The following is a 24,288-nucleotide window of genomic DNA, read 5'->3' on the forward strand; positions in this document are numbered from 1 at the left end:
GCCGTGGCAGACATTGAAGCAAATACACGCACAACAGGACTTACCAAGCGATGCAAGCATTACAACGAAAAGTACTACGCACCATCTGCCCTGACGCAAAAGGGTTAATCGCCAAGATCACCAATATTTGTTACAAACACGAGCTGAACATTGTTCAGAACAATGAGTTTGTTGACCATCGCACCGGTCGCTTCTTTATGCGTACCGAGCTTGAAGGTATTTTCAACGACAACACTCTGTTGGCCGATTTAGATAGCGCATTGCCTGAAGGTTCGGTGCGTGAGTTAACGCCTGCTGGCCGTCGCCGCGTTGTCATTCTGGTGACCAAAGAAGCGCACTGCCTGGGCGATCTATTAATGAAAGCCAACTACGGTGGCCTGGATGTCGAAATTGCCGCGGTTATCGGCAATCACGAAACGCTGCGCACTCTGGTAGAACGTTTTGATATTCCGTTTGAGTTGGTGAGCCATGAAGGGCTGACTCGTGAAGATCACGATAAGCAGATGGCAGATGCCATTGAAGCGCACAAACCGGATTACGTGGTACTCGCAAAATATATGCGCGTATTGACGCCAGAATTTGTTTCACGCTTCCCGAACCAGATTATCAATATCCACCATTCGTTCCTGCCAGCGTTTATCGGCGCTCGTCCTTATCACCAGGCATACGAACGTGGCGTGAAGATCATCGGTGCCACCGCGCACTATGTGAATGACAATCTGGATGAAGGCCCAATCATCATGCAGGATGTAATTCACGTCGATCACACCTACACCGCAGAAGATATGATGCGCGCCGGGCGTGATGTTGAGAAAAACGTTTTAAGCCGCGCGTTATACCAGGTACTGGCGCAACGCGTGTTTGTTTATGGCAATCGCACCATCATTCTCTAGCTGTTGGCGTATGAATTGTTTAGCTTTACAACGTTACGTGTAAAAAAACGGCAAACGATTCATTTTCTTACAGTGAATGCTTTACAGCGGCGCTTCATTTGATATGATGCGCCCCGCTTCCAGACAAAGGACGCGAGCAAGAAAGCCAACAAAATGTAATACCCCTGGCGGGGTTCCCGAGCGGCCAAAGGGAGCAGACTGTAAATCTGCCGTCATCGACTTCGAAGGTTCGAATCCTTCCCCCGCCACCATCATCAAGCTTCAAAAGCACGGCCTGTAATAGCAAACACCCCTGGCGGGGTTCCCGAGCGGCCAAAGGGAGCAGACTGTAAATCTGCCGTCATCGACTTCGAAGGTTCGAATCCTTCCCCCGCCACCATCTCTTAGTAATAACTCCCGAACTTATCCAAATCGCACAAATTTTCATATTCCCGTTGGGGAAGGATGAGAAGCTTCGACTAAGGTTCGATTCGAGCAAAGCGAGAAAGCGTTGCCGCAGGCAACGACCCGAAGGGTGAGACGCAAAGCGTCGAGTCATCCTTCCCCCGCCACCATCTCTTTAGTACCTTCCTAAATTATCCAAATCGCAACATACTCAGCACTTCTTGTTGGATGACGCTTCGCTTATCCAACCTACAAAACCAAAATTCAAAACCAAAATTCAAAACCAAAATCAAAACCGAACCGTAGGTCGGATAAGCGCAACGTCATCCGACACAGCCACTACAAAACCAAAACCAAAACCGAACCGTAGGTCGGATAAGCGCAGCGTCATCCGACACAGCCACGCCAACAAAAGCACAAAAAAATACCCGGCCTAAGCCAGGTATCTTCAAATTAAACAACAAAACTTAGCGACGAGCGCGAACCACCTGATACTTACGCGTCAAATACTCCACCGGCGCGCTCCATACATGCACCAGACGGGTGAATGGGAATAACAGGAACAGCGTCATACCCAATACCAAATGCACGCGGAAGATAAACGCCACGCCATCAAGGTGCTCAGATGCACCGCCCTGGAACGTCACCACTGCCTGCGCCCAGCCGACCAGTTTCATCATCTCGCTGCCATCCATATGTTGGGCAGAGAATGGAATGGTCAACAAGCCCAGTGCGCACTGAATCATCAATAGGCTAAGGATCAGTATATCCGCCGTCGTTGATGTCGCACGAATCCGCGGGTTAAACAGACGACGTTTAAGCAGCAACAAACCACCCACCAGCGTCATCACGCCACATGCACCACCGGCAATCATCGCCATTTTCTGCTTCACATCGATAGGCAGGAAAGACTCATACATCCAGTGCGGCGTTAACATCCCCAGTAAGTGACCAGCGAAAATCCCCAGAATCCCGATATGGAACAGGTTGGACGCCAGGTTCATCCCTTTGCGATCCAGCATCTGACTGGAACCGGCTTTCCAGGTGTACTGGCCGTAGTCGTAACGCAACCAACTGCCGAGCAGGAATACCGTGCCGCAAATGTACGGATAGATGTCGTAGAAGAACACATTGAGAAATTGCATGATTACTGTCCTCCGATATTCAGATACTGCGGAGCGACAGCCCCGGCAAAACGACGCTGATGGCTGCTGATTTCAGACTCGCCGCACCCTGCGTCAGCCACAAATTTCACCTGTTCTTCTTCCCAGACGGCGTCCAGTGCTTGCGGCGTATCATCACGTGCTTCATCAACGATTTGCTGGCTAACGCTTTCCACCGCCACATCGCTTTGCGAGATAGCCAACAGCACATCAAACAGCGCCGCATAATCGCTTTCACGCTGTTTCAGGCGTGCTGCCAGCAGAGCCAGAATCGGCGCCACATCCTGCAAACCGCCACGCGCCTCGCTTTCTTCCCGCTGCGACAGATATTCCAGATACAGCGGCAGATGGTCCGGCAGCTCACGGCTGTCAATTTCCATACCCGCCTGCTGATACTGGTTCATCAGGTTGACCATCGCCTGGCCACGGTCACGAGATTCGCCGTGAACATGTTCAAACAACAGCAATGAAGTGGCGCGCCCACGGTCAAACAGCTGGCTGTAACTGGCCTGCGCATCCAGCAAATCACGGCTGCACAGCGTCGTAATAAAGCCGTTGAGTTGAGCAGCCTGTTGCAAATTAAGCGCCTCGCCCTCGGCTAAAGCATCGCGTAGCTCTTGTTGATGCTGCCAAAGAGCATCATCCGGGTACTCAAGCAAACGGGAAATGATCAGCAGCTCAATCATGGTTTTGGCTCCGTTTTGCTCGACACATCAATCGCGTCGATACGTTTGCTGTTGAACAGGTTGAATTTGCTATCAGAACCGTGGCAACCGTCGCCAAAACTGAAGCCGCAGCCTTTGCTTTCAGGGAACGCATCCGCCGCCAGCTCGCGGTGGCTTGATGGCACCACGAAACGATCTTCGTAGTTAGCAATCGCCAGGTAGCGATACATTTCCTGCGCCTGCGCTTGCGTCAGCCCAACTTCTTCCAGTGCACGGGTATCGATAACGCCTTCGACCGTTTCAGCACGTTTGTAATGGCGCATCGCCATCATGCGTTTCAGCGCACGCAGCACCGGCGCGGTGTCGCCCGCCGTCAGCAAGTTCGCCAAGTATTCAACAGGAATACGCAGGCTTTCAACGTCAGGCAGAATGCCGGTATGCGGCAGTTCACCCGCGTCAGCCGCAGACTGAATTGGCGACAACGGCGGCACATACCAAACCATCGGCAGCGTGCGATATTCCGGATGCAGCGGCAGCGCCAGCTTCCAGTCGATCGCCATTTTGTACACTGGCGACTGCTGCGCGGCATCAATCACACTCTGCGGCACGCCATCTTTCAGCGCCTGTTCGATAACCGCCGGGTCGTTCGGGTTGAGGAAAATACTCAACTGGCGCTCGTAGAGATCTTTTTCGTTCTCGGTACTGGCGGCCTGTTCAATGGCATCGGCGTCATACAACACCACGCCGAGGTAACGAATACGTCCCACACAGGTTTCCGAACAGACTGTCGGCATCCCCGCTTCAATACGCGGATAACAGAAAATGCACTTCTCTGATTTGCCGGTTTTCCAGTTGAAGTAGATCTTTTTGTACGGGCAACCGGTGATACACATCCGCCAGCCGCGGCATTTGTCCTGGTCAATCAGCACAATGCCGTCTTCTTCACGCTTATAAATCGCCCCGCTTGGGCAAGTCGCGACACAGGCTGGATTCAGGCAGTGTTCGCACAAGCGCGGCAAATACATCATGAAGGTGTTTTCGAACTGGCCGTACATCGCCTTCTGCATGTTCTGGAAGTTCTGATCTTTGGCGCGTTTTTCAAATTCGCCACCGAGGATCTCTTCCCAGTTCGGGCCCGCTTCGATTTTATTCATCCGCTGGCCGGTAATCAGCGAGCGCGGGCGCGCAATCGGCTGGTGCTTGCCTTCCGGTGCGTTATGCAGATGCTGATAGTCGTAATCAAACGGCTCGTAATAATCGTCGATGCCCGGCAGATGCGGGTTAGCAAAGATTTTACCCAGCAACATGGCGCGGTTACCCATGCGTGGTTGCAGTTTGCCGTTGATTTTACGGATCCAACCGCCCTTCCATTTTTCCTGGTTTTCCCAGTCGTTCGGGTAGCCAATCCCCGGTTTGGTTTCGACGTTGTTAAACCACGCGTACTCCATCCCTTCGCGGCTGGTCCAGACGTTTTTGCAGGTCACAGAACAGGTGTGACAGCCGATGCACTTATCAAGATTCAGCACCATGCCGACTTGTGAACGAATTTTCATTTTACGCTCTCCTGTTTCTGGTCGTTGCCTTCACCGTCTAACCAGTTAATGTCTTTCATCTTGCGCACCACCACGAACTCATCACGATTGGAACCGACGGTGCCGTAGTAGTTAAAGCCGTAAGCCAGTTGCGCGTAACCGCCAATCATGTGCGTCGGTTTCGGGCTAATACGGGTGACCGAGTTATGAATCCCGCCACGCTGGCCGGTAATTTCAGAACCAGGCAAGTTCACAATGCGTTCCTGCGCGTGATACATCATGGTCATGCCTTCAGGCACACGCTGGCTGACCACTGCACGCGCCGTCAGCGCACCGTTTTTGTTGAACACTTCAATCCAGTCGTTATCTTCGATGCCCAAATCTTTGGCGTCGATTTCACTCATCCAGACAATCGGCCCGCCGCGTGACAGCGTCAGCATCAGCAAGTTGTCGCTATAAGTTGAGTGAATGCCCCATTTCTGGTGCGGCGTCAGGAAGTTCAGCGCTTTCTCCGGATTACCGTTGGATTTTTTACCCATCACGCCTTTGACGGAGCGGGTATCAATCGGCGGACGGTACACCAGCAGGCTTTCGCCAAAATCACGCATCCACTGGTGATCCTGATACAGCTGCTGGCGGCCAGACAGGGTGCGCCATGGAATCAGCTCGTGAACGTTGGTGTAACCAGCGCTGTAAGAAACGTGTTCATCTTCCAGGCCCGACCAGGTTGGGCTGGAGATAATTTTGCGCGGCTGTGCCTGAATATCGCGGAAGCGAATCTTTTCATCTTCTTTATTGAGCGCCAGATGCGTATGGTCACGACCGGTAAATTCACTGAGCGCCGCCCAGGCTTTCACGGCTACCTGGCCGTTGGTTTCGGGTGCCAGGGTGAGGATCATTTCTGCGGCGTCGATAGCCGTGTTGATCATCGGCTGGCCTTTTGCCGGGCCTTCCGTTTTGGTGTAATTGAGCTTACGCAGCAGATCCATTTCAGACTGCGTGTTCCACGCGATACCTTTCCCGCCGTTGCCGATGGTTTCCATCAACGGACCAACCGAGGTGAAACGCTCGTAGGTCGCCGGGTAATCGCGTTCAACCGTCACCAGATGCGGTGCGGTTTTACCTGGAATCAGGTCGCATTCACCTTTTTTCCAGTCCATCACGCCAAACGGCTGCGCCAGTTCTGCTGCGGAATCATGCTGAATTGGCAGCGTTACCACGTCGGTTTCTTTGCCCAAATGGCCGACACACACTTCAGAGAATTTCTTAGCGATGGCTTTATAGATTTCCCAGTCGCTTTTTGAATCCCAGGCTGGGTCAACGGCTGCAGAAAGCGGGTGAATAAACGGATGCATATCCGAAGTATTCATATCGTCTTTCTCATACCAGGTGGCCGTTGGCAGCACGATATCGGAATACAAACAGGTGCTCGACAAACGGAAGTCCAGCGTTACAACCAGATCCAGTTTTCCATCGAGGCCGTTATCCACCCACTCGACTTCTTCCGGCATCACGCCGCCTTCTTTACCGAGGTCTTTGCCCTGAATACCGTTTTCGGTACCCAGCAGGTATTTGAGCATGTACTCGTGGCCCTTACCGGAAGAACCCAGCAGGTTTGAACGCCAGACGAACAAGTTGCGCGGATGGTTATTGCCGGCATCCGGTTGCTCGGCGGCAAAACGAATATCGCCACTTTTCAGCTGCTGAACGGTGTAATCCGCCGGGCTCATGCCTGCCGCTTTCGCCTGCTGTGCAATATGCAGCGGGTTAGTGTTGAGCTGAGGTGCTGACGGCAACCAGCCCATGCGTTCAGCACGCACGTTGAAGTCAATCAAATGGCCGCTATAACGGGATTTATCTGCCAGCGGAGAGAGCAGTTCTTCTGCGGTCAACGATTCATAGCGCCACTGGCTGGAATGGTTGTAGAAGAATGACGTGCTGTTCATATGGCGCGGTGGGCGCTGCCAGTCGAGGGCGAACGCCAGCGGAGTCCAGCCGGTTTGTGGGCGCAGTTTTTCCTGGCCAACGTAGTGTGCCCAGCCGCCACCGCTTTGGCCGACGCAACCGCAGAAGATCAGCATGTTGATCAGGCCACGGTAGTTCATGTCCATGTGGAACCAGTGGTTCATCCCGGCACCGACGATAATCATCGAGCGGCCATGGGTTTTATCTGCGTTGTCAGCAAACTCACGTGCGATGCGGATAATGTTCTGGCGAGAAACGCCGGTGATTTGCTCAGCCCACGCTGGGGTATACGCTTTAACATCGTCATAGCTTGCTGCGCAATTCGAGTCGTCCAGACCACGATCGAGGCCATAGTTGGCCAGCGTCAGGTCATAAACGGTGGTCACTAACGCGCTTGAACCATCAGCCAGTTGAAGTCGTTTAACCGGCAGTTTGTGCATCAGTACGTTATCGAGCTTCACGTTGCTGAAGTGTTCGGTGCTTTCACCACCAAAGTATGGGAAACCGACATCCGCCACTTCGTCGTGGCTACCCAACAGGCTCAGGCGCAGTTCAGCTTCTTCACCGCTGGTGCCATCGCGCTGCTCAAGGTTCCACTTGCCCTTCTCGCCCCAGCGGTAACCAATCGAACCATTCGGTGCCAGCAGTTCGCCGTTCTGGCTATCGATGGCCACGGTTTTCCACTGCGGGTTATTTTCCTGGCCGAGGCCATCCACCAGGTCAGATGCGCGCAGCATACGGCCTGCTGCGTAGAAGCCGTCACGCTCCTCGAGCATCACCAGCATTGGCATGTCGGTATAGCGGCGCACGTAATCGGTGAAATACTGGCTCGGGTTATCGAGGTGGAACTCACGCAGCATCACGTGGCCCATTGCCAGTGCCATCGCGGCATCAGTGCCTTGTTTTGGTGCCAGCCACTGGTCGCACAGTTTGGCGATTTCGGCGTAATCCGGCGTCACCGCCACAGTTTTGGTGCCTTTGTAACGCACTTCGGTAAAGAAGTGGGCATCAGGTGTACGCGTCTGCGGGACGTTAGAACCCCAGGCGATAATGTAGCTGGAGTTGTACCAGTCGGCCGATTCCGGCACGTCCGTTTGCTCGCCCCAGGTCATTGGCGAAGCCGGTGGCAAATCGCAGTACCAGTCGTAGAAGCTCAGACAGGTGCCGCCAATCAGTGAAAGATAGCGCGCGCCAGAAGCGTACGAAACCATCGACATCGCTGGAATCGGTGAGAAACCCGCGATACGGTCAGGGCCGAAGGTTTTGGCAGTAAAGACGTTGGCGGCAGCAATCAGCTCATTCACCTCCTGCCAGCTAGAGCGCACAAAACCACCGCGACCACGGGCTTGTTTATAGCTTTTGGCTTTTTCCGCGTCGTTGATGATGGAAGCCCAGGCGTCGACCGGGTCAGCATGAAGGGTTTTGGCTTCACGCCACAGTTTGATCAGGCGCTTGCGCATCAAAGGATATTTCAGGCGGTTGGCGCTGTAGAGATACCAGGAGTAGCTTGCACCGCGTGGGCAGCCGCGTGGCTCATGGTTTGGCATATCAGGGCGGGTACGCGGGTAGTCGGTTTGCTGAGTTTCCCAGGTCACCAGGCCGCTTTTGACGTAGATCTTCCAGCTACAGGAGCCTGTGCAGTTTACACCGTGAGTGGAGCGAACCACTTTGTCGTGCTGCCAACGCTGGCGATAACCTTCTTCCCAATCACGGTTGGTATCGAGCAGTTGGCCATGTCCATCGGCAAAAGTTTCGCCCTTCTGTTTGAAGTAACGAAACCGGTCAAGAAATTTGCTCATCGGGGTTCTCCTGATGTGGAGCCTGGAGGCTCTTCTGGTAAGGTCGACATTGCTAAGACTGCTGGCACGGTAACCCGCGCATAGGTGGGGAGAATTGATGAGGATCAACTGGGGTTGAGCAGTTTCCAGGCAAGAACAGCCGATATACCACCAAAGTGGCAAGCGCCAAACAGAAAGTAAGTCATTAATAAAAAAGATTATTTATCGGTATTTACGGCTAAAAAGGAGTTGAAAATTGAGAGGCTGGGTATTAAGGGGTAATCACTGGGGCTTGCAGCAAGGCAAGCCCCAAATATTCATCAGACAGATTCGACAAGTTCAGACTGGCGAGTCGCACGGATGTTTCTCATCAGCAGGCCAGAAACGATAATCCCTGCGCAAGCGAATACCGCCATCAAACCAAACACAATCTGGTAGCCGATAAGCCCAGCGTTGTGGTCCAGAATATAACCATACAGGCTGTAGCAGAACATCGCTGGGGCATAACCAATAAAGCTGCCCAGCGCCATCGCCGCACCGGTGTTCTTTTCACTGATGCCCGCCTCGCCGATAGGGGCAAAGAACACGGCACGTTGGGTAAAGATCACTGCGCCAAACAGCAATGTACAAGCCATACCCAAATAAACAGGCATATGTTCATGTGGTAATAAAATCAGGCCGACTAATGCAATGGCACTAACAATAAAGGTATAGAACAGATACTTGCTTGGTGATTTTAAAACTTTATCGGCAATTAAACCGCCAATTGGGCCACCGACCATTTTCAGGCAATATTGGTTAATAATCCCGTAAGCACCCACCAGGGCAATCGGTAATGCGTAGATATTTCTTAAGAATGGAATAAAGAAAGTCAGGCCGCAATACACCGCATACACAAAGAATACGCTGAAAGCAATTAACCAAACGGTCTTATTTTTTAATACGCTACCCATACCTGGTTTATCTGCTTTTTCCTCAGAACATTCTTGCTTCACCACTTGTTCTTCCGGGCTTTCTTTCAGCACAAACATAATGACCACGCCGACGACAATCGCGATAGCGGAATAGAATATAATAGCCGCTCTAAAACCAAAGTAGTCGCTACCGAACCAGGTAAACACTGCCAGTGCACTGAAGGCAATAATAGTATCAACAATGCCACGTCCGGTTTCGAAGAAGCCAAACAAGCGCCCTTGCTGGGTGTTGTCACCGAGTAAACTGACGGACTTTAGTAGCACCGGCCAGTTGAGCATGTCGCAGGTCACACCAAACAGCGCCCAAACAAACAGTATCCCCCAATAGCCCGGCATGGTGGATAAGTAAATACCTAACAGACCGGTGGCGATCAGTGAAAACGACATGGTAAACCGGCGTGGCAGACGGTCAGAAAAATAAATAGACAGGAAGAAACCAATCGTCGTGACAATCGAGTTGACCGACATCGCGTTACCAATTTCACCGTTGGTGAGATGAAAATACTCCTGCATAGGAACATAAAATGCATCTTTCAATGAAGGCAATTTATATATTGTTCCACCGCACAGAACCAAAAGACTAAATATAGTCCATCTTTTTTTAGTTAGCATAAGACACCCCACCCTGAATTAGCGGTATTTATTATTTTTGAGAATATAGCCATCTCACACAATGTGAGAAACTTGGCTTTAAATGATTCTAATTATTTATTTAAAACAGCTAGCGCATCTTTATTCAAGTCAGCAACAATATTGCGGACATGACTTATTTGATTCATTGCATCATCAATTTCTTTATTCAGCCTTTCAGCCAGCCCCGATGTGGGTAAAGGAGTTTCACTCATCTCACGTAATGGGATCCATGGGTTGCTGTCTTCATCGGTAAAACGAAATGCGGGCGCGTAATAATCCACTTCTTCTTCCAGACCGAATGCCGTGACCTGGGGTTTATCCTCACCCAAACAGATTAATTGCAGCAGCAACTCTTTAAACGGCAATTCGCCTTGCCCGGAAATACATGCGGTATGTCCGCGTCCGGTACCTTCGTGATTAATCAGCGCATCTTTGATATGTACCTGGGTGGTTTCTTTTCCCATCACCGCCAACGCTTCAAGTGGCTCTTCATTGGCATTAATCATGTTGGCAAAATCAAACAGCAGGGAAAGCTGCGGGAAGTCGGCCTGTTGCACCAGTTGCACCAATTCGTGACTTTGCAGATCTTCGTGTTGCTCAAGGGTAAAGGTCAGGCCGCAGTGTTGGTATTGCGCTTTAATGTACTGAATATCCTTCGCAATAATGTCCATTACCTCAGACAACGAACCTTCATAGCGAGGGTAAAACCGCACTGACGTGGCACCCGATTTCAGCGCAATATTGACCGCTTCATCAATCGTCCGCGCATCCGATGCACTGGTTTCGATATGCACATCCAGCCCTAGCTGGCGCGCTTTCGCCGCAAAACGCTCGAGCCGCTCACCGCTGGCATGCCTTAGCGACTGGCTTTCACCATCAACAACATGAATCTTCACCCCTTTCAGTTGCTGTTGGCTGGCAATATCCAGCAAATCTTCCGGCAGGATCTTCTCCATACGCATGTTTAAATGAAACGCATAGGCATGCAGATAAAGCGGCAGATTTGCGGCGCGCTCGACAATTTTTGTAGCTTGGATGCTATCCATGGTAACTCCTATAAATCGATATAAAACTCTACAGATTCAAAACGCCAATATTCAATATCAACCTGAATAACGTGCCCGGCTTCGTCGGCACGGTATTTTTCAACACGGATAGCCGGTGTACCGGGCGTGCCGCCCATACCTTTGCAGGCGCCCGCCGAAAGCCGTGTTGGTTTAAACGCTAAGTGCTGCGTGTGCGAGCTTTTGCCGAAGGCTTCTTGCCACACATCAACAAATGAACGGTCGCCTAATTTGTCGATAAAACCGGGTGCAAACTGCGCATTGATAAAGGTTTCATGATAGAAAACTTTATGATTATCAAGAGCTCCCCATCCACAAATCTGGTAGATTTCATCACCCTCTTTGACGTTCAACAACGCCAAAATTTCCGGCTCAGCACTATAAACACGCTCTTTCTCCAGGAATCCCCAGGATGGCAAACGGCCCTGTTCAAGTGCGGCCTGCTTAAAACTGGTGGACGTGTTCGGGGTGTATTTGAAACACGGTAAGGCAACGAACCAGCCGCGACGATCTTTACGGAAGATCTTTTCTTCCCCTTCGAGAAACAACAGCGCCTGCCGCAGTGTCATGCGCTTGATGCCCAGTAACTCTTCCAGTTCACGTTCAGAAGGTAATTTACTGCCCGGCTGTACCACACCTTTGCTCAGCCAGTCGTTGAGCATCTCTTTTGCGGCTTCTACTGTGGAACGGCTTTTCATGCTTTAACCCATTTGGTTTAAACCAGATTTACGGCAAAGGTACTCTTTGCCTGCGAAAGTGACAATGGTACCAGGGGTAGTAGTTATTCTAAATGTGAGGTTTCTCTCAGAATAAGGCAGGATCAGGGGGGTATTTCAGGCAAAAAAAAGCGCGACCGAAGCCGCGCAAGGGATAACCAAATGGTTAAAAATGGACTATTTACGCGATGATTTGCGGCCATAAACGGCCCAGGTAATCACCACACAAACAATGTAGAACACCAGGAAAACTTTCATTGCCCCCGCCGGAGAACCGGTTAGAGCAAGGGATGTACCAAATGCTTTCGGGATAAAGAAGCCGCCAACAGCACCAATCGCCGAGATAAAGCCCAGTGCCGCCGCCGTATCGGTTGCCGCTTCGCGCAACGCTCTTTCTTCAGTGCCGCCCTGCGCTTTCACACGATCCATGGTCAACTTACGGAAGATAACGGAGATCATCTGGAAGGTGGAACCGCTCCCCAAACCCGCCGTCAGGAACAACATCAGGAATACCCCGAAGAAGGCGATAAAGTTACCGCCGACACCATTGTGTGGCAGCGTGGTAAACAGCAACGCACTGAAAATCGCCATAAATACAAAGTTAATCAGCGACACTTTGGTGCCACCAAAACGGTCGGAAATTGCGCCACCCGCAGAACGCGCCAGCGCACCGAACAGCGGGCCAAAGAAGGCGAAGTGCAGAATGTTGACATCCGGGAACTGGGTTTTTGCCAGCATCGCAAAACCGGCAGAAAAACCGATAAACGAACCGAAAGTCGCCAGATAGAGTACGCCCATGATCCACAAGTGCGCGCGTTTAAGCACCGGCAACTGTTCTTTCAACGAGGCTTTCGAGGTGGCGAGGTCGTGCATACCAAACCACGCGGCGAGAGTGAAAATCGCCAGCAATGGCACCCACACCCAGGCGGCGTTTTCGAGGAACAGCATGGTGCCATCCGCTTGCTCAACGCCAGTTCCACCGAATACTGCAAACATCGACAGCGAAATCACCAGCGGCGCAACAAGCTGCATCACGCTCACGCCCAGGTTCCCCAGACCGCCGTTAATACCCAGTGCACCACCCTGTTTTGCTTTCGGGAAGAAGAAGCTGATATTCGCCATGCTGGAGGCAAAGTTTGCCCCCGCAAAACCGCAAAGCAGCGCGATGATGATGAACACGCTAAATGGCGTTGCTGGGTTTTGCACCGCGAAACCTAACCACACGCAAGGAATGATCAAAATCCCGGTACTGAACGCCGTCCAGCGGCGGCCACCGAATACCGGCACCATAAAGGAGTAAGGCACGCGCAACAAAGCCCCGGAAACTGACGGCAGCGCAGTCAGCATAAACAGCTGGTCAGTAGTGAAGTTGAAACCCACCTTATTCAGGTTTACCGCCACCGCACTAAACAGCATCCACACGCAGAATGCTAACAACAAACAAGGTACGGAAATCCATAAATTGCGGCTGGCAATGCCGTGACCCCTGCTTTGCCAAAACGCCGGTTCTTCTGGTCGCCACTCGGTAATAAGCGATCCCGTTTTTTGGCTACTATCGGGAGACTGGGACATAAACACCTCAAAAAAAGTGAGAGTAATTGCCGCCACATTAGGGGCTAATCAGGAATAGAAATTGATGTGAATCAAGGGATAAACCATCTAAACAACGTTCAAAAACTCACCGTCATTCTTTATGGGTAAGCACTGAAAATGAAAATAGTGTGGTTTTTCACATGGCTGAAAGCAGGTGTTAGTCACCCGCTATCTCGCTATGCCACCCCTGGCAATTAGTGGGTAATCCTTAAGGGGTATGGGTATACTCCAGGGGATGTCTGAGAATACCCGCACTCTCTATCCTGACTCCGGAGTTCACCTTTCGATGCTAAAACGCCTGTTGTCCCCTCTCACCTTGTTTAACCAACTGGCATTGATAGTGCTGTTGTTGGCGTTGCTCGGTGTTGCGGGAATGAGCCTGGCGAGTTGGCTGGCACAAGGTATTCAGGGCAACGCGCACGCTATCAACAAAGCCGGGTCGATGCGCATGCAGAGCTATCGTCTGCTAGCCGCCATTCCGCTCACCGAACAGGACAGCGCCCTGCTCGACGAGATGGAAAAAACCACCTGGAGCAACGATTTAGCACAAGCCGCACAGCAGGATGGGCAACAAGACAAATTAGCTGCACTGCAACATTATTGGCGCGAGGTGCTAGAACCCGCACTGCATCGTGCCCAGAATGCCGACCAGGTCAAACCGCATGTCGCGGGTTTCGTCGGGCGCATAGACCAACTGGTCACCACCTTTGATCACACCACCGAACTGCGCCTGCAGCGAATTATTCAGCTACAAATGGGCATGGCCGCATTAATGGGTTTGCTGATCATTTTCACCGTCATCTGGTTACGCAAACGCCTGCTACGCCCGTGGCAAAAATTATTGACTATGGCTCAGGCGATTGGCCAGCGTGACTTCACCCATCGCGTGCAGGTGCGCGGGCGAAATGAGATGGCAACGCTGGGCATCGCCTTAAACAGTATGTCGGCGGAACTGGCAGAAAGTTACGCCAGCCTTGAGCAGCGCGTGCGCGAGAAAACCGCCGGGCTTGAGCAAAAGAATCAGATGTTATCGTTTCTCTATCAGGCTAATCGCCGCCTGCACTCGCAGGCTCCGCTGTGCCAGCGCCTGTCTCCGGTACTCAGCGAACTACAGCATTTGACGCCGCTGCGGAATCTCGAATTGCGGGTGTATGAGTATGAAGATGAAGAGAATTACGAAGAATACACCTACCAGCCAGACAGCAGTTGCGAAGCCAGCGGCTGCAATCTTTGCCCACGCGAACCGGCACCGCAGCCTTGCGAATCCACGCCGCAAAAGTGGCGATTAACCGACAACCACATTCAATATGGCCTGGTGCTGGCGCAATTACCGATCGGCTGCAGTCTGACGCACGACCAGCAGCAATTAGTGCTGACCCTGATGGAACAACTGACGGCCACTCTCGCGCTGGAAAGGCAATATGAACGCCAACAGCAACTGGTGGTGATGGAAGAGCGTTCCGCCATTGCCCGTGAACTGCACGACTCCATCGCCCAATCGCTATCCTGCCTGAAGATGCAGGTCAGCTGTTTGCAAATGCAGGGGGCCACGCTGCCGCCTGAGATGCAGACCTTACTCAGCCAGATGCGCAGCGAACTGAATACTTCATGGCGACAGTTGCGCGAACTGCTGACCACTTTCCGCCTGCAGTTAATCGAGCCTGGGTTGCGTCCGGCACTTGAAGAGAGTTGCCGCGAGTTTAGTGAAAAACTGGGTTTCCCGGTGGTTCTTGATTATCAAGTACCGCCGCGTCTGGTGCCCTCACATCAGGCGATTCATCTGGTGCAAATCACCCGTGAAGCGTTGAATAACTGCCTCAAACACGCCCGCGCCACCGCGTGTGGGGTAAGCGTGATACATCGCGAGAATCAAATGACCTTAACCATATGGGATAACGGTCGTGGTATCCCCGACAACGGCGAGCGGCGCAATCATTACGGACTGATCATTATGCGTGACCGCGCGCAGAGTCTGAAAGGTGACTGCCAGGTACTGGCGCGCCCAAATGGCGGTACCCAGATCGTCGTCAGTTTTATCCCCGAAATAGCCACAGGAGCCAATCATGAGTCACCCTGAAGCCTCAACCATTTTGCTCATCGACGATCATCCGATGCTGCGCACTGGTGTTAAACAATTGATCAGTATGGCGCCGGAGTTAGCCGTCGTGGGTGAAGCGGGCAATGGTGCGCAAGGCGTGCTACTGGCGGAGGAACTCGACCCGGATCTGATTCTGCTGGATTTGAATATGCCGGGTATGAACGGTCTGGAAACGCTGGATTGCCTGCGTGAAAAACCGCTTTCTGGCCGCATCGTGGTGTTTAGCGTGTCGAACCATGAAGAAGATGTGGTGACGGCGCTGAAAAGAGGCGCAGATGGTTATTTGTTGAAGGACATGGAACCGGAAGATTTGCTGAAAGCCTTGCAACAAGCCGCCGCCGGGGAAATGGTACTGAGTGAAGCGTTAACGCCAGTGCTGGCTGCCAGTTTGCGCGCCAACCGCGCCACCTCTGACCGTGATGTGAATCTGCTTACGCCGCGCGAGCGCGACATTCTCAAACTTATCGCCCAGGGCTTGCCGAACAAGATGATCGCACGCCGTCTGGACATTACCGAAAGTACGGTGAAGGTTCACGTTAAGCATTTGTTGAAGAAGATGAAGCTTAAATCCCGCGTTGAAGCGGCGGTGTGGGTGCATCAGGATCGTATTTTCTGATGGTTTGAATGATGGAAAAGAATGGTGGATGACGCTGCGCTTATCCACCCTACAAAATCCCGTCATCCGACATGACCGCCATCCGACATAACCTACTATTCGGGCAACAACTCATATCTGGGGTCACCAACCGGGTTGACAATCAACGGCTCCGCCAGCTGCAGCGTAATCCAGTTAGAGGTCACTTTCTGGCCTTTATCATCCTCGATAACTACCGAAAGACGGAACTCATTGGGCCCTTGCTCGCTCCATGCTGGCATAATCATGCTCCAGCCGCTGGTGTCACGATTATCTGCAGGTGGCGTCAAACTCAGCGCCTGGGTGTCACCCTGCCAGATTACGCTGCGGATACCATGGCTGGCGCGGATTTGCAGCTTCAGTGCCACAGTCTCACCAGGCTGTAATTCCCAGGGTGGTGTCGCCAAAAAGACCGCCAGCGTTTTACGTTGACGATATTCCATCACCGGCAGCGAATTACGTTCCACGTTGTCGTAGCGGCTACCGCGCAGCGAACTGGTGGTGGCGACCTCAGCCGCAGAAATCTGCTTACTCACCGGCACACCAAAACGATAATTCACTTTCAGGCCAAGGTTATCCTGCGAGACACCACTTTCCCCCTGCTTATGCTGGGCGGTCAGCGTCAATAACGGGATGGGGGTATAATTCAGCCCCATCGTCACCGCCACCGGGTTGCGATAACCGGTGCCGCTATCAAACAGGTCAACGCTGTTACCAAAATACTTCTCAAAGCTCAGGCTAGTATTGATGTGCCGGTAAAACGGTAACCAGGCCTGTGCGGTCACGTCGTAACCCCGTGCCAGGCGCTGCTCCATCGTTTCACTTTCGCCTTCTTGCCAGTTTTTTAGCGGTTGATAGAAATTTGTCGAAAGACGTAGATATTCGCCCCACGCTTCGGCACCAAACCCTGCGCGCTGCGAATGGGTGGAAAGCTGATTGTCGTAAAACGCGTTGTAGCCCAGCAACCAGTCACCGGCAACCCAACGTTGCCCGGCCCCAAGGTTGCCGATGGTGCCATCATCGCGCTGGGTAAACCCCACCTGGCTCCAGGTCAAATAACGGCTGTTATCTTCCCACGGGCTAAACAGCGAGGCGTTGCTGCCATTCCAGTTACCGTGTTCATCCACCCGCAAATTGATACTGGCTTTACCCCACGGCGATAACAGCGATTCCGCTTCGTTGGTCACTTTGCTGGTTAACACATCGCGCAACCGGGCAAAAGCGAACATCCGCGCCTGATCGCCCGCATCCAGCCCATCATCCACCATGCTCGCTTCACCGAATTTCTTCGCCATGGCGGCGATTTCCCGCGCCGTGGCATCGCTTTCCGGCGCCATGCCTAAGTCCGGTAATTGTTCGGTGGTTTGGTCAAAAGGATTTTCGGCTTGTTCGATAAAGGTCTGCCGGGTACTGGCAGCCCCTCCAGCGCTGAGGAGTGCATAAGACAGGGTAAAAAATGGAACGGCTTTTCTAAACATCTGGAAATTATAACATCTCAACCCTGCAATTCACGCCCAAACTGGTAAACACAGATTACTCTGGTTTTACTTCAACAACGCTTTGAGTTCAGGAATACAGGATCCGCAGTTTGTGCCGCAGCGCAGTTTTTCACCCAACTGGGCGACCGACCGGCATCCCCCGGCGATGGCAGCAAGGATCGTTTTCTCTCCCACGCCAAAGCAGCTACACACCGTGGCCCCCGTATCAGGTTGTGTGTCGGGTGCCTTTCCGGCCAGCAGGCGATGGCGTTCCGATGCCGTTGTCGGGGCCTGTTCAAAAGCGCTGAGCACCGCTGCCGCACTGATGTCTTGCCAGCCATTTGCGCTATAAAAAGCCAGCTGTAACTCCCCGTGATACCAGGCGAGCACATGGTGAAACTGACCGTCTCCGCAGGCGGTTTGCAACTGCCAGCCACGCCCTGCGGCAAGCGTTTCAATCCACGCTTTAGCGTCGCTGTCTGCCGCACACAGGAAATGGTGAACACCGGGTGTTGCTTGCTTCCACCAGTGAAACTCCTCGCCGAAGGCGATAGCGACCCTGGCAAAAATCTCTCCGCACCATGCGGGCTGCCAGCGCTGAATACGTACTGCGGTTTGCTTACTTTCAGGCTGCCCGGAATGCGGGTCACATACGCTTGCCACCAGGCTGTTAATCTGCCCTTTTCGCGCAAATTGCTGATTCCAGTGCATCGGCACAAAGACGTTCCCCGGTAACTGGCTTTCGCTCACCCGCACCTTCGCCACCATGCCACCGGAACGCGAGGCCACTCTGACCAACCCTTCATGGGTGACACCGTAACGTTTCGCATCCCTCGGGTGAATTTCCATAATCGGCATAGTGATGTGCTGCATCAGGCGCGGCACGCTCCCGGTACGCGTCATGGTATGCCATTGATCGCGAATGCGTCCGCTGTTCAGAATCAACGGATAATAATGGTCGACTTTTGCCTGCGGTAAAACCGGTTCCACCGGCAGCAGTTGAAACTTTCCATTCTCGCGCCAGCTTTTAAATGATGAATGTGCATCTCCTGAAACCGGCCAGCGCACAGGTTCCAGCGCGTCGTATTGTTCACTCGTCATGTACGCCAGGTTGCTGATATCAAATGCACGAGTGCCATTATTTTCATAACCTGAAAGCGCTGCGTGTTCGCTGAAAATTTGCTGCGGATGCTGCCAGTCAAAGGCCTCGCGATAACCCAGGCGCCGGGCTATTTGCGCCACCATCCACCAGTCGGCGCGAGCCTCACCCGGCGCCGGTAGAAACGCGCGCTGGCGCGAAATTCGCCGTTCAGAGTTAGTGACGGTGCCGTTTTTCTCCCCCCACGCCAGAGCCGGAAATTTAACGCTGGCGAAGCGCGAAGTATCTGTTTCGCACACCACATCTGAGACAATCACCAACGGGCACCGCGCCAGCGCCTGCGCCACACGGGAGTTATCCGGCAGCGATACCACCGGGTTGGTCCCCATAATCCACACGGCCTTCACTTCACCGCGCCCTATCGCCTCGAACAGTTCAACCGCCATCAATCCTGGCGTTTCGGCAATGCGTTCGCTGCCCCAAAAGCGCCCCAGACGGGCAATATCCGCAGGCTCGAAATTCATATGGCAGGCCAGCTGATTCGCCAGACCGCCCACTTCTCGCCCGCCCATCGCATTTGGCTGCCCGGTCAGCGAAAACGGACCGCAACCTCCGCGCCCAATTTTTCCGCTCGCAAGGTGAACGTTAATGATAGCGTTGCATTTGTCACTGCCGCTCGACGATTGATTGATGCCCATGGTGTAAAGCGTCATCGCCCGATTGGCCTGCGTAAACCATTGCCAGAATGTCTGCACCGCAGCGCTTTCGAGCTGACAAAAATCGGCACATTTCTCCAGGCTCCACTCGGCAGCGATTTCAAGCGCTGCGTTTTGGCCATCAAAAGAATTAATAGCCAAAGACGGCTGCAAAATATTCAGCAGCCCGACAAACAAGGCGGCATCACTTCCGGGGCGCAGCGCCAGGTGTAAATCGGCAATGTCGCAGGTGGCGGTACGGCGTGGGTCGATAACCACCACTTTCATCTGCGGACGCAGTTTTTTAACCTGAGCCAGGCGTTGATACAGCACCGGATGCGCCCAGGCCGCATTGGATCCGACCAGAATAACCAAATCGGTTTGCTCAAGATCCTCATAGCTACACGGCACAAAATCTGCGCCAAAGGCGCGTTTATACCCCACCACCGCTGACGACATGCACAGCCGTGAATTGGTGTCGATATTGCCCGCACCGATAAACCCCTTCATCAGTTTATTGGCGGCGTAATAATCTTCGGTCAGCAACTGGCCGGAAGCGTAGAACGCGACCGCTTTTGGGCCAAACTCATTAATAATGGCCTGCAATCGGTTGGCGGTTTCATCCAGCGCCGCGTCCCAGCTCACGCGTTCGCCGCCGACTTCCGGGTAAAGCAAACGCCCGTCAAGGCCAAGCGTTTCTCCGAGCGCGGCGCCTTTAACGCACAGCCGCCCAAAATTTGCCGGGTGATGTTTATCACCGGTTATCTCGTAGCCGCCATTTTCTGCTGGCCGGGCTTCAACGCCACACCCGACTCCGCAATAAGGGCAAGTGGTGCGCACCACGCTATTCATGATGCCTCCGCACGCAAAATTAGCGCCTGACTCCCGACCCACACGGTGCCATGTTCTACTTTGACCGGCCAGGCACGAACCGCCTGCTCACCGTCCTGCATACGCCCATCGCGCAGGCGAATACGATGTTTGTAGAGCGGCGAAATCACAATCGGCTCGCCGGAAGCGTCACCAACAATCCCGCGAGAAAGCACGTTCGCATCGCTGCCAGGCTCCAGGTTATCCAGCGCGTAAATGGCATCACCAATACGGAACAGCGCGATTTGCAACTCGCCCAAACGTGCGCCAATACCTGCCTGCGCCGGGATTGCACTGATATCGCACACCGCCTGCCATGGTTTGGCTGGCGTCGTGGCGGGCAGATGGACAACTTCGCTGACCGGCTGTAGCTGCCCGCGCAGAGTCTGGCGTTGCACCGCTTCGTCGGGTTGTTCGCTGTTGACATAAGAGCGGAACAACGCCAGGTGGTCCGGGCTGTTAAGCGTGGTCTGCCATTCGCACTGGTAAGTCTCCACCACGCCCGCCATCTCTTTTTCCAGCTCATCGGCAAGGCCAAGACTGTCGTTGAGTATGACGTCGCGCAGATATTCAATGCCGCCTTCAAGGTTATCCATCCAGGTACTGGTGCGCTGCAAACGGTCTGCGGTGCGGATGTAAAACATCAGCAAACAGTCGATGGTGCGGATCAGTGTTTCACGGTCAAGATCGCTGGCGAACAGATCGGCGTGCCGCGGCTTCATGCCGCCGTTGCCGCACACGTAGAGGTTCCAGCCTTTGTCGGTGGCAATCACGCCGATGTCTTTGCTTTGCGCTTCGGCACATTCTCTGGTGCAGCCCGAAACAGCCATTTTGATTTTGTGCGGAGAGCGCAAACCTTTGTAGCGGTTCTCAAGCTCAATCGCCAGGCCGGTAGAATCCTGCACGCCGTAGCGGCACCAGGTTGAACCAACGCAAGATTTCACCGTGCGCAATGATTTACCGTAGGCGTGCCCGGTTTCAAACCCAGCCGCCACCAGCTCTTCCCAGATGGCGGGCAGTTCTTCGAGGCGTGCACCAAACAAATCGATACGCTGACCGCCGGTAATTTTGCTGTACAGCTGATAGCGTTTTGCCACCTGGCCTATGGCAATAAGCCCATCCGGCGTGATTTCCCCGGCAGGCACACGCGGTACAATGGAGTAAGTACCGTCTTTCTGGATGTTAGCGAAATAGCGGTCGTTGGTGTCCTGGAGCGGAAGATGCGCTGGTTTTAATAAGTACTCATTCCAGCACGATGCCAGCACCGACGCAGCAAGCGGTTTGCAAATTTCGCAACCGTGCCCATGACCGTAGCGGCTAATCAGCTGTTCAAAACTGTGGATATGGTTAACGCGCACCAGATGGTAGATTTCCTGGCGTGAGTACCGGAAGTGTTCGCAAATATCCTTTTTCACTTCAACACCCTGCTCTTGCAACTGGTATTCCATCACCTGTTTCACCAGGGCTGAACAACCGCCGCAGCCCGTTGCTGCTTTGGTGCAGGTTTTAATGGCCCCCATGTCGCCCGCTCCGTTGCTCACCGCGGCACAAATATCGGCTTTGCTGACGTTATGGCAGGAGCAAATCTGTGCGGTTTCCGGTAATGCCGCAACCCCCAGACCTTTTGGCACGCCACCTGCGGATACAGGCAGAATCAGGCTTTCGGGCTGTGCGGGGAGCGCCATGCCGTTGAGCATCATTTGCAGCAACGTAGCGTATTCCTGGCTGTCACCCACCAGCACGCCGCCGAGCAGGGTTTTGTTGTCGGCAGACACCACAATCTTTTTGTAGATCTGCTGCGGGCCGTTAGTCCACTGGTAGCTTTGGCTGCCGGGTGTGCGCCCGAGTGCATCGCCAAACGATGCCACTTCAATGCCGAGCAATTTGAGTTTGGTGCTCATATCCGCCCCCCGGAATACGGACTCTTGCCCGGCAAGCGCTGCCGCCGCGACGCGCGCCATTTGATAACCCGGCGCCACCAGGCCATAGATTTTCCCTTCCCACAGCGCACATTCACCGATAGCGTAAATCGCGTTATCGCTGGTCTGGCAGCTGTCGTTGATCACAATGCCGCCACGTTCGCCAAGGGCGAGTTCGCTGCTGCGAGCCAGTGCATCCTGCGGGCGGATCCCGGCGGAAAAGACAATGAGGTCGGTACTCAGCGTTTCGCCGTCAGCGAAATTAAGCTGCAAACCATCGGTATCTGTAATGGCCGTCGTCGATTTGCTGGTATGCACCTGCACGCCGATATCGCTGATTTTCTCACGCAGCATCGTCGCCCCCGCGTTATCGAGTTGTACCGCCATCAGATTTGGGGCGAACTCCACCACATGCGTTTCCAGTCCAAGCTGTTTGAGAGCATTCGCCGCTTCCAGCCCGAGCAAACCTCCGCCAATCACAACACCACGTCTGGCGTGACGCGCACGTTGCGCGATAGCATCCAGATCGTCGAGCGTGCGATAGACAAAGCACCCGGGCAAATCGTTGCCGGGAACCGGCGGGACAAACGGATAAGATCCTGTCGCCAGCACCAGTTTATCGAAGTAGGTTTCACGCCCTTCGCTGTCGCGCACAACGCGCTGTTGGCGGTCAATCGCAACGATTTTGCTCTGACAACGCAGCTCAATCCCGTGTTGGTTAAAGAAATCGCCCTGCACCATCGAGAGCGATTCGGCGCTACGGCCCGCAAAATATTCCGAGAGATGCACGCGGTCATACGCTGGGTGGCGCTCCTCGCCGAACACCACGATGTGATAACTGTGATGCAGTTGCTGTGCCACACACTGTTCCAGAAAGTGGTGCCCGACCATACCGTGCCCAATGACTACCAGGGTTGCTTTTGTCATGTCGTCATTTCCAGCAGCCAGTTGCTGCTCATCAGAGTGATATTCATCAAACAGCACGCCAGGTGTAACGGGGGTCGCGCTGAGTAAAATGTCGGTGAGCGCACTGGCGGGCGTGATATCCCCCATCAGCAATGCGCCCACCAGCTTGCCGCCGCGCAAATGCAGGCAGCGATAGTGTTTTGTCAGGGGATCAAAAGCGGTGAGCACACGCGTGTCTGGCTGCCTGCGGATTTCACCTGCGGAAAACAGCGGAATACCGCTGACTTTCAGGCGCGTGCCGCAGTCCTGATAGCAAAAGTCGTGCGCTGTGTTGCCGCATAAACGGGCGGCTAAAACATCGGCCTGTTGCAAGCAAGGCGCCACCAGCCCCCAGGTTTGCCCGTCAATTTCGCAGCATTCGCCCAGCGCGCTGATATGGGGCATCGAGCTTCGCAGTTGCGCATCGACGGTGATGCCACGCTGGCAGGCAATTCCGGACTCTTGTGCCAACGTAATATTCGGCTTCACACCGGTGGCGATAATCACCCGCCCGGCAGGTAATACCTCGCCGTTGCTTAACGTCACACTGGCATCAGAAATGCGTTCAATGCCGCAATTTAACTGGCATGAAATCCCCCTTTGCGCGAGATGTTCCTCAAGCAGCAAACCCGCCTGCGGGTTAAGTTGAATGTCCATTAGCCACGGCTGGCGGTGAATTAAAGTGACGGGAATACCGCGCGCGCAAAGTGCCGCCGCCGCTTCCACGCCCAGTAAACCGCCGCCAAGTACCACGGCATTTCCCTCGCCGCCCAGGATCGCGTCGACATCCGCCAGGTTGCGAAAACCGTGTACATGCGGCAACTGATGCCCGTCAATCGGCGGGATAAACGGGCGTGAACCGGTGGCAAAAACCAGTTCGTCATATTCGAGCATGCGTTTGTCCGAATGCACGGTACGGCGCTGAGTATTCACTTCTAATACCGCTTCGCCGGTTAAAAGCTCAATACCGTGGGAGACATACCAGGCGGCATCGTGCAATTGTGTCGTGCCGGCGGTTTTCTCCCCCGCCAGCACCGGCGAGAGCAAAATGCGGTTGTAGCTCAGAGCGGGCTCCTCACCAAAAACAGTGATGGCAAACTGCCCCGCCGCTTGCGCGACAATTTGTTCGACCAGGCGGATGGCCGCCATGCCGTTGCCGATAACAATCAGACGTCGCATCATGAGCGTTC

The 24,288-nt window shown here is 53.6% G+C and carries 14 protein-coding genes, 2 tRNA genes and 1 other RNA gene; 6 read left to right on the forward strand and 11 right to left on the reverse strand.

Annotated features, from left to right (window positions below; all coding sequences use genetic code 11):
- Positions 1-50: 50 nt before the first annotated feature.
- The 4 genes from purU to MNO13_RS14185 all read left to right on the forward strand — a co-directional run bounded on the left by purU (position 51) and on the right by MNO13_RS14185 (position 1,447).
- Positions 51-893, forward strand: a complete 843-nt coding sequence (purU, locus tag MNO13_RS14170) for a formyltetrahydrofolate deformylase (RefSeq protein WP_064547341.1) — start codon at positions 51-53, stop codon at positions 891-893.
- 166 nt (positions 894-1,059) lie between these two features.
- Positions 1,060-1,144, forward strand: a tRNA-Tyr gene (locus tag MNO13_RS14175).
- Positions 1,145-1,187: 43 nt separating this feature from the next.
- Positions 1,188-1,272 (forward strand) — tRNA-Tyr (locus MNO13_RS14180).
- Between the two features lie 44 nt (positions 1,273-1,316).
- A non-coding RNA gene (locus MNO13_RS14185) (RtT sRNA) lies at positions 1,317-1,447 on the forward strand.
- Positions 1,448-1,744: 297 nt separating this feature from the next.
- Here MNO13_RS14185 and narI read toward each other — a convergent pair.
- From narI to narU, 8 genes are all read right to left on the reverse strand, one after another.
- Positions 1,745-2,422, reverse strand: a complete 678-nt coding sequence (narI, locus tag MNO13_RS14190; RefSeq protein ID WP_064547343.1) for a respiratory nitrate reductase subunit gamma — start codon at positions 2,420-2,422, stop codon at positions 1,745-1,747.
- Between the two features lie 2 nt (positions 2,423-2,424).
- The gene (narJ, locus tag MNO13_RS14195) at positions 2,425-3,126 is read right to left on the reverse strand and encodes a nitrate reductase molybdenum cofactor assembly chaperone (RefSeq protein WP_133523073.1); all 702 of its coding nucleotides are present in this window, start codon (positions 3,124-3,126) and stop codon (positions 2,425-2,427) included.
- Positions 3,123-4,658 carry a nitrate reductase subunit beta gene (gene narH, locus MNO13_RS14200; protein WP_133523074.1) on the reverse strand — a complete coding sequence of 512 codons (1,536 nt, stop codon included), beginning with the start codon at positions 4,656-4,658 and terminating at the stop codon, positions 3,123-3,125. Before narH ends, narJ begins: the two co-directional genes overlap by 4 nt.
- Positions 4,655-8,401 (reverse strand): nitrate reductase subunit alpha, encoded by a 3,747-nt coding sequence (locus tag MNO13_RS14205; RefSeq protein ID WP_241938921.1) that lies wholly within the window; start codon positions 8,399-8,401, stop codon positions 4,655-4,657. Before MNO13_RS14205 ends, narH begins: the two co-directional genes overlap by 4 nt.
- A 299-nt stretch (positions 8,402-8,700) precedes the next feature.
- On the reverse strand, positions 8,701-9,966 hold the full coding sequence (locus MNO13_RS14210; RefSeq protein WP_064547351.1) for an MFS transporter: 1,266 nt from the start codon (positions 9,964-9,966) through the stop codon (positions 8,701-8,703).
- 92 nt (positions 9,967-10,058) lie between these two features.
- Positions 10,059-11,033 (reverse strand): sugar phosphate isomerase/epimerase family protein, encoded by a 975-nt coding sequence (locus tag MNO13_RS14215; protein WP_241938922.1) that lies wholly within the window; start codon positions 11,031-11,033, stop codon positions 10,059-10,061.
- An 8-nt stretch (positions 11,034-11,041) separates the two neighbouring features.
- Positions 11,042-11,749: a GntR family transcriptional regulator gene (locus MNO13_RS14220; RefSeq protein WP_064547355.1), complete on the reverse strand. Its 708-nt coding sequence runs from the start codon at positions 11,747-11,749 to the stop codon at positions 11,042-11,044.
- Between the two features lie 195 nt (positions 11,750-11,944).
- Entirely contained in the window at positions 11,945-13,339 is a 1,395-nt protein-coding gene (narU, locus tag MNO13_RS14225; RefSeq protein WP_064547357.1) for a nitrate/nitrite transporter NarU, read from the reverse strand.
- A 307-nt stretch (positions 13,340-13,646) separates the two neighbouring features.
- Here narU and narX point away from each other — a divergent pair, with 307 nt between their 5' ends.
- Positions 13,647-15,437, forward strand: a complete 1,791-nt coding sequence (narX, locus tag MNO13_RS14230) for a nitrate/nitrite two-component system sensor histidine kinase NarX (protein ID WP_241940069.1) — start codon at positions 13,647-13,649, stop codon at positions 15,435-15,437.
- Entirely contained in the window at positions 15,424-16,074 is a 651-nt protein-coding gene (narL, locus tag MNO13_RS14235; protein ID WP_064547361.1) for a two-component system response regulator NarL, read from the forward strand. Before narX ends, narL begins: the two co-directional genes overlap by 14 nt.
- 95 nt (positions 16,075-16,169) lie before the next feature.
- Here the strand turns inward: narL and MNO13_RS14240 are convergent, their stop codons facing one another.
- From MNO13_RS14240 to nirB, 3 genes are all read right to left on the reverse strand, one after another.
- Positions 16,170-17,570 (reverse strand): YchO/YchP family invasin, encoded by a 1,401-nt coding sequence (locus tag MNO13_RS14240; protein WP_121815552.1) that lies wholly within the window; start codon positions 17,568-17,570, stop codon positions 16,170-16,172.
- A 66-nt stretch (positions 17,571-17,636) separates the two neighbouring features.
- On the reverse strand, positions 17,637-20,216 hold the full coding sequence (locus tag MNO13_RS14245; RefSeq protein WP_064547363.1) for a nitrate reductase: 2,580 nt from the start codon (positions 20,214-20,216) through the stop codon (positions 17,637-17,639).
- Positions 20,213-24,280 carry a nitrite reductase large subunit NirB gene (gene nirB / locus MNO13_RS14250; protein ID WP_074388578.1) on the reverse strand — a complete coding sequence of 1,356 codons (4,068 nt, stop codon included), beginning with the start codon at positions 24,278-24,280 and terminating at the stop codon, positions 20,213-20,215. Before nirB ends, MNO13_RS14245 begins: the two co-directional genes overlap by 4 nt.
- Positions 24,281-24,288 lie beyond the last annotated feature (8 nt).

Origin of the sequence: Buttiauxella ferragutiae (assembly GCF_022637515.1) — a bacterium.
Lineage (GTDB): Bacteria > Pseudomonadota > Gammaproteobacteria > Enterobacterales > Enterobacteriaceae > Buttiauxella > Buttiauxella ferragutiae.

Excerpts from the sequence above, each read along its gene's own strand:
- MNO13_RS14210 (WP_064547351.1), bottom strand. The coding sequence starts at position 9,966 with ATGCTAACTAAAAAAAGATGGACTATATTTAGTCTTTTGGTTCTGTGC.
- narI (WP_064547343.1), bottom strand. The coding sequence starts at position 2,422 with ATGCAATTTCTCAATGTGTTCTTCTACGACATCTATCCGTACATTTGC.
- narJ (WP_133523073.1), bottom strand. The coding sequence starts at position 3,126 with ATGATTGAGCTGCTGATCATTTCCCGTTTGCTTGAGTACCCGGATGAT.
- MNO13_RS14240 (WP_121815552.1), bottom strand. The coding sequence starts at position 17,570 with ATGTTTAGAAAAGCCGTTCCATTTTTTACCCTGTCTTATGCACTCCTC.
- narX (WP_241940069.1), top strand. The coding sequence starts at position 13,647 with ATGCTAAAACGCCTGTTGTCCCCTCTCACCTTGTTTAACCAACTGGCA.
- MNO13_RS14220 (WP_064547355.1), bottom strand. The coding sequence starts at position 11,749 with ATGAAAAGCCGTTCCACAGTAGAAGCCGCAAAAGAGATGCTCAACGAC.
- nirB (WP_074388578.1), bottom strand. The coding sequence starts at position 24,280 with ATGATGCGACGTCTGATTGTTATCGGCAACGGCATGGCGGCCATCCGC.
- MNO13_RS14215 (WP_241938922.1), bottom strand. The coding sequence starts at position 11,033 with ATGGATAGCATCCAAGCTACAAAAATTGTCGAGCGCGCCGCAAATCTG.
- MNO13_RS14205 (WP_241938921.1), bottom strand. The coding sequence starts at position 8,401 with ATGAGCAAATTTCTTGACCGGTTTCGTTACTTCAAACAGAAGGGCGAA.
- narU (WP_064547357.1), bottom strand. The coding sequence starts at position 13,339 with ATGTCCCAGTCTCCCGATAGTAGCCAAAAAACGGGATCGCTTATTACC.
- narL (WP_064547361.1), top strand. The coding sequence starts at position 15,424 with ATGAGTCACCCTGAAGCCTCAACCATTTTGCTCATCGACGATCATCCG.
- MNO13_RS14245 (WP_064547363.1), bottom strand. The coding sequence starts at position 20,216 with ATGAATAGCGTGGTGCGCACCACTTGCCCTTATTGCGGAGTCGGGTGT.
- narH (WP_133523074.1), bottom strand. The coding sequence starts at position 4,658 with ATGAAAATTCGTTCACAAGTCGGCATGGTGCTGAATCTTGATAAGTGC.
- purU (WP_064547341.1), top strand. The coding sequence starts at position 51 with ATGCAAGCATTACAACGAAAAGTACTACGCACCATCTGCCCTGACGCA.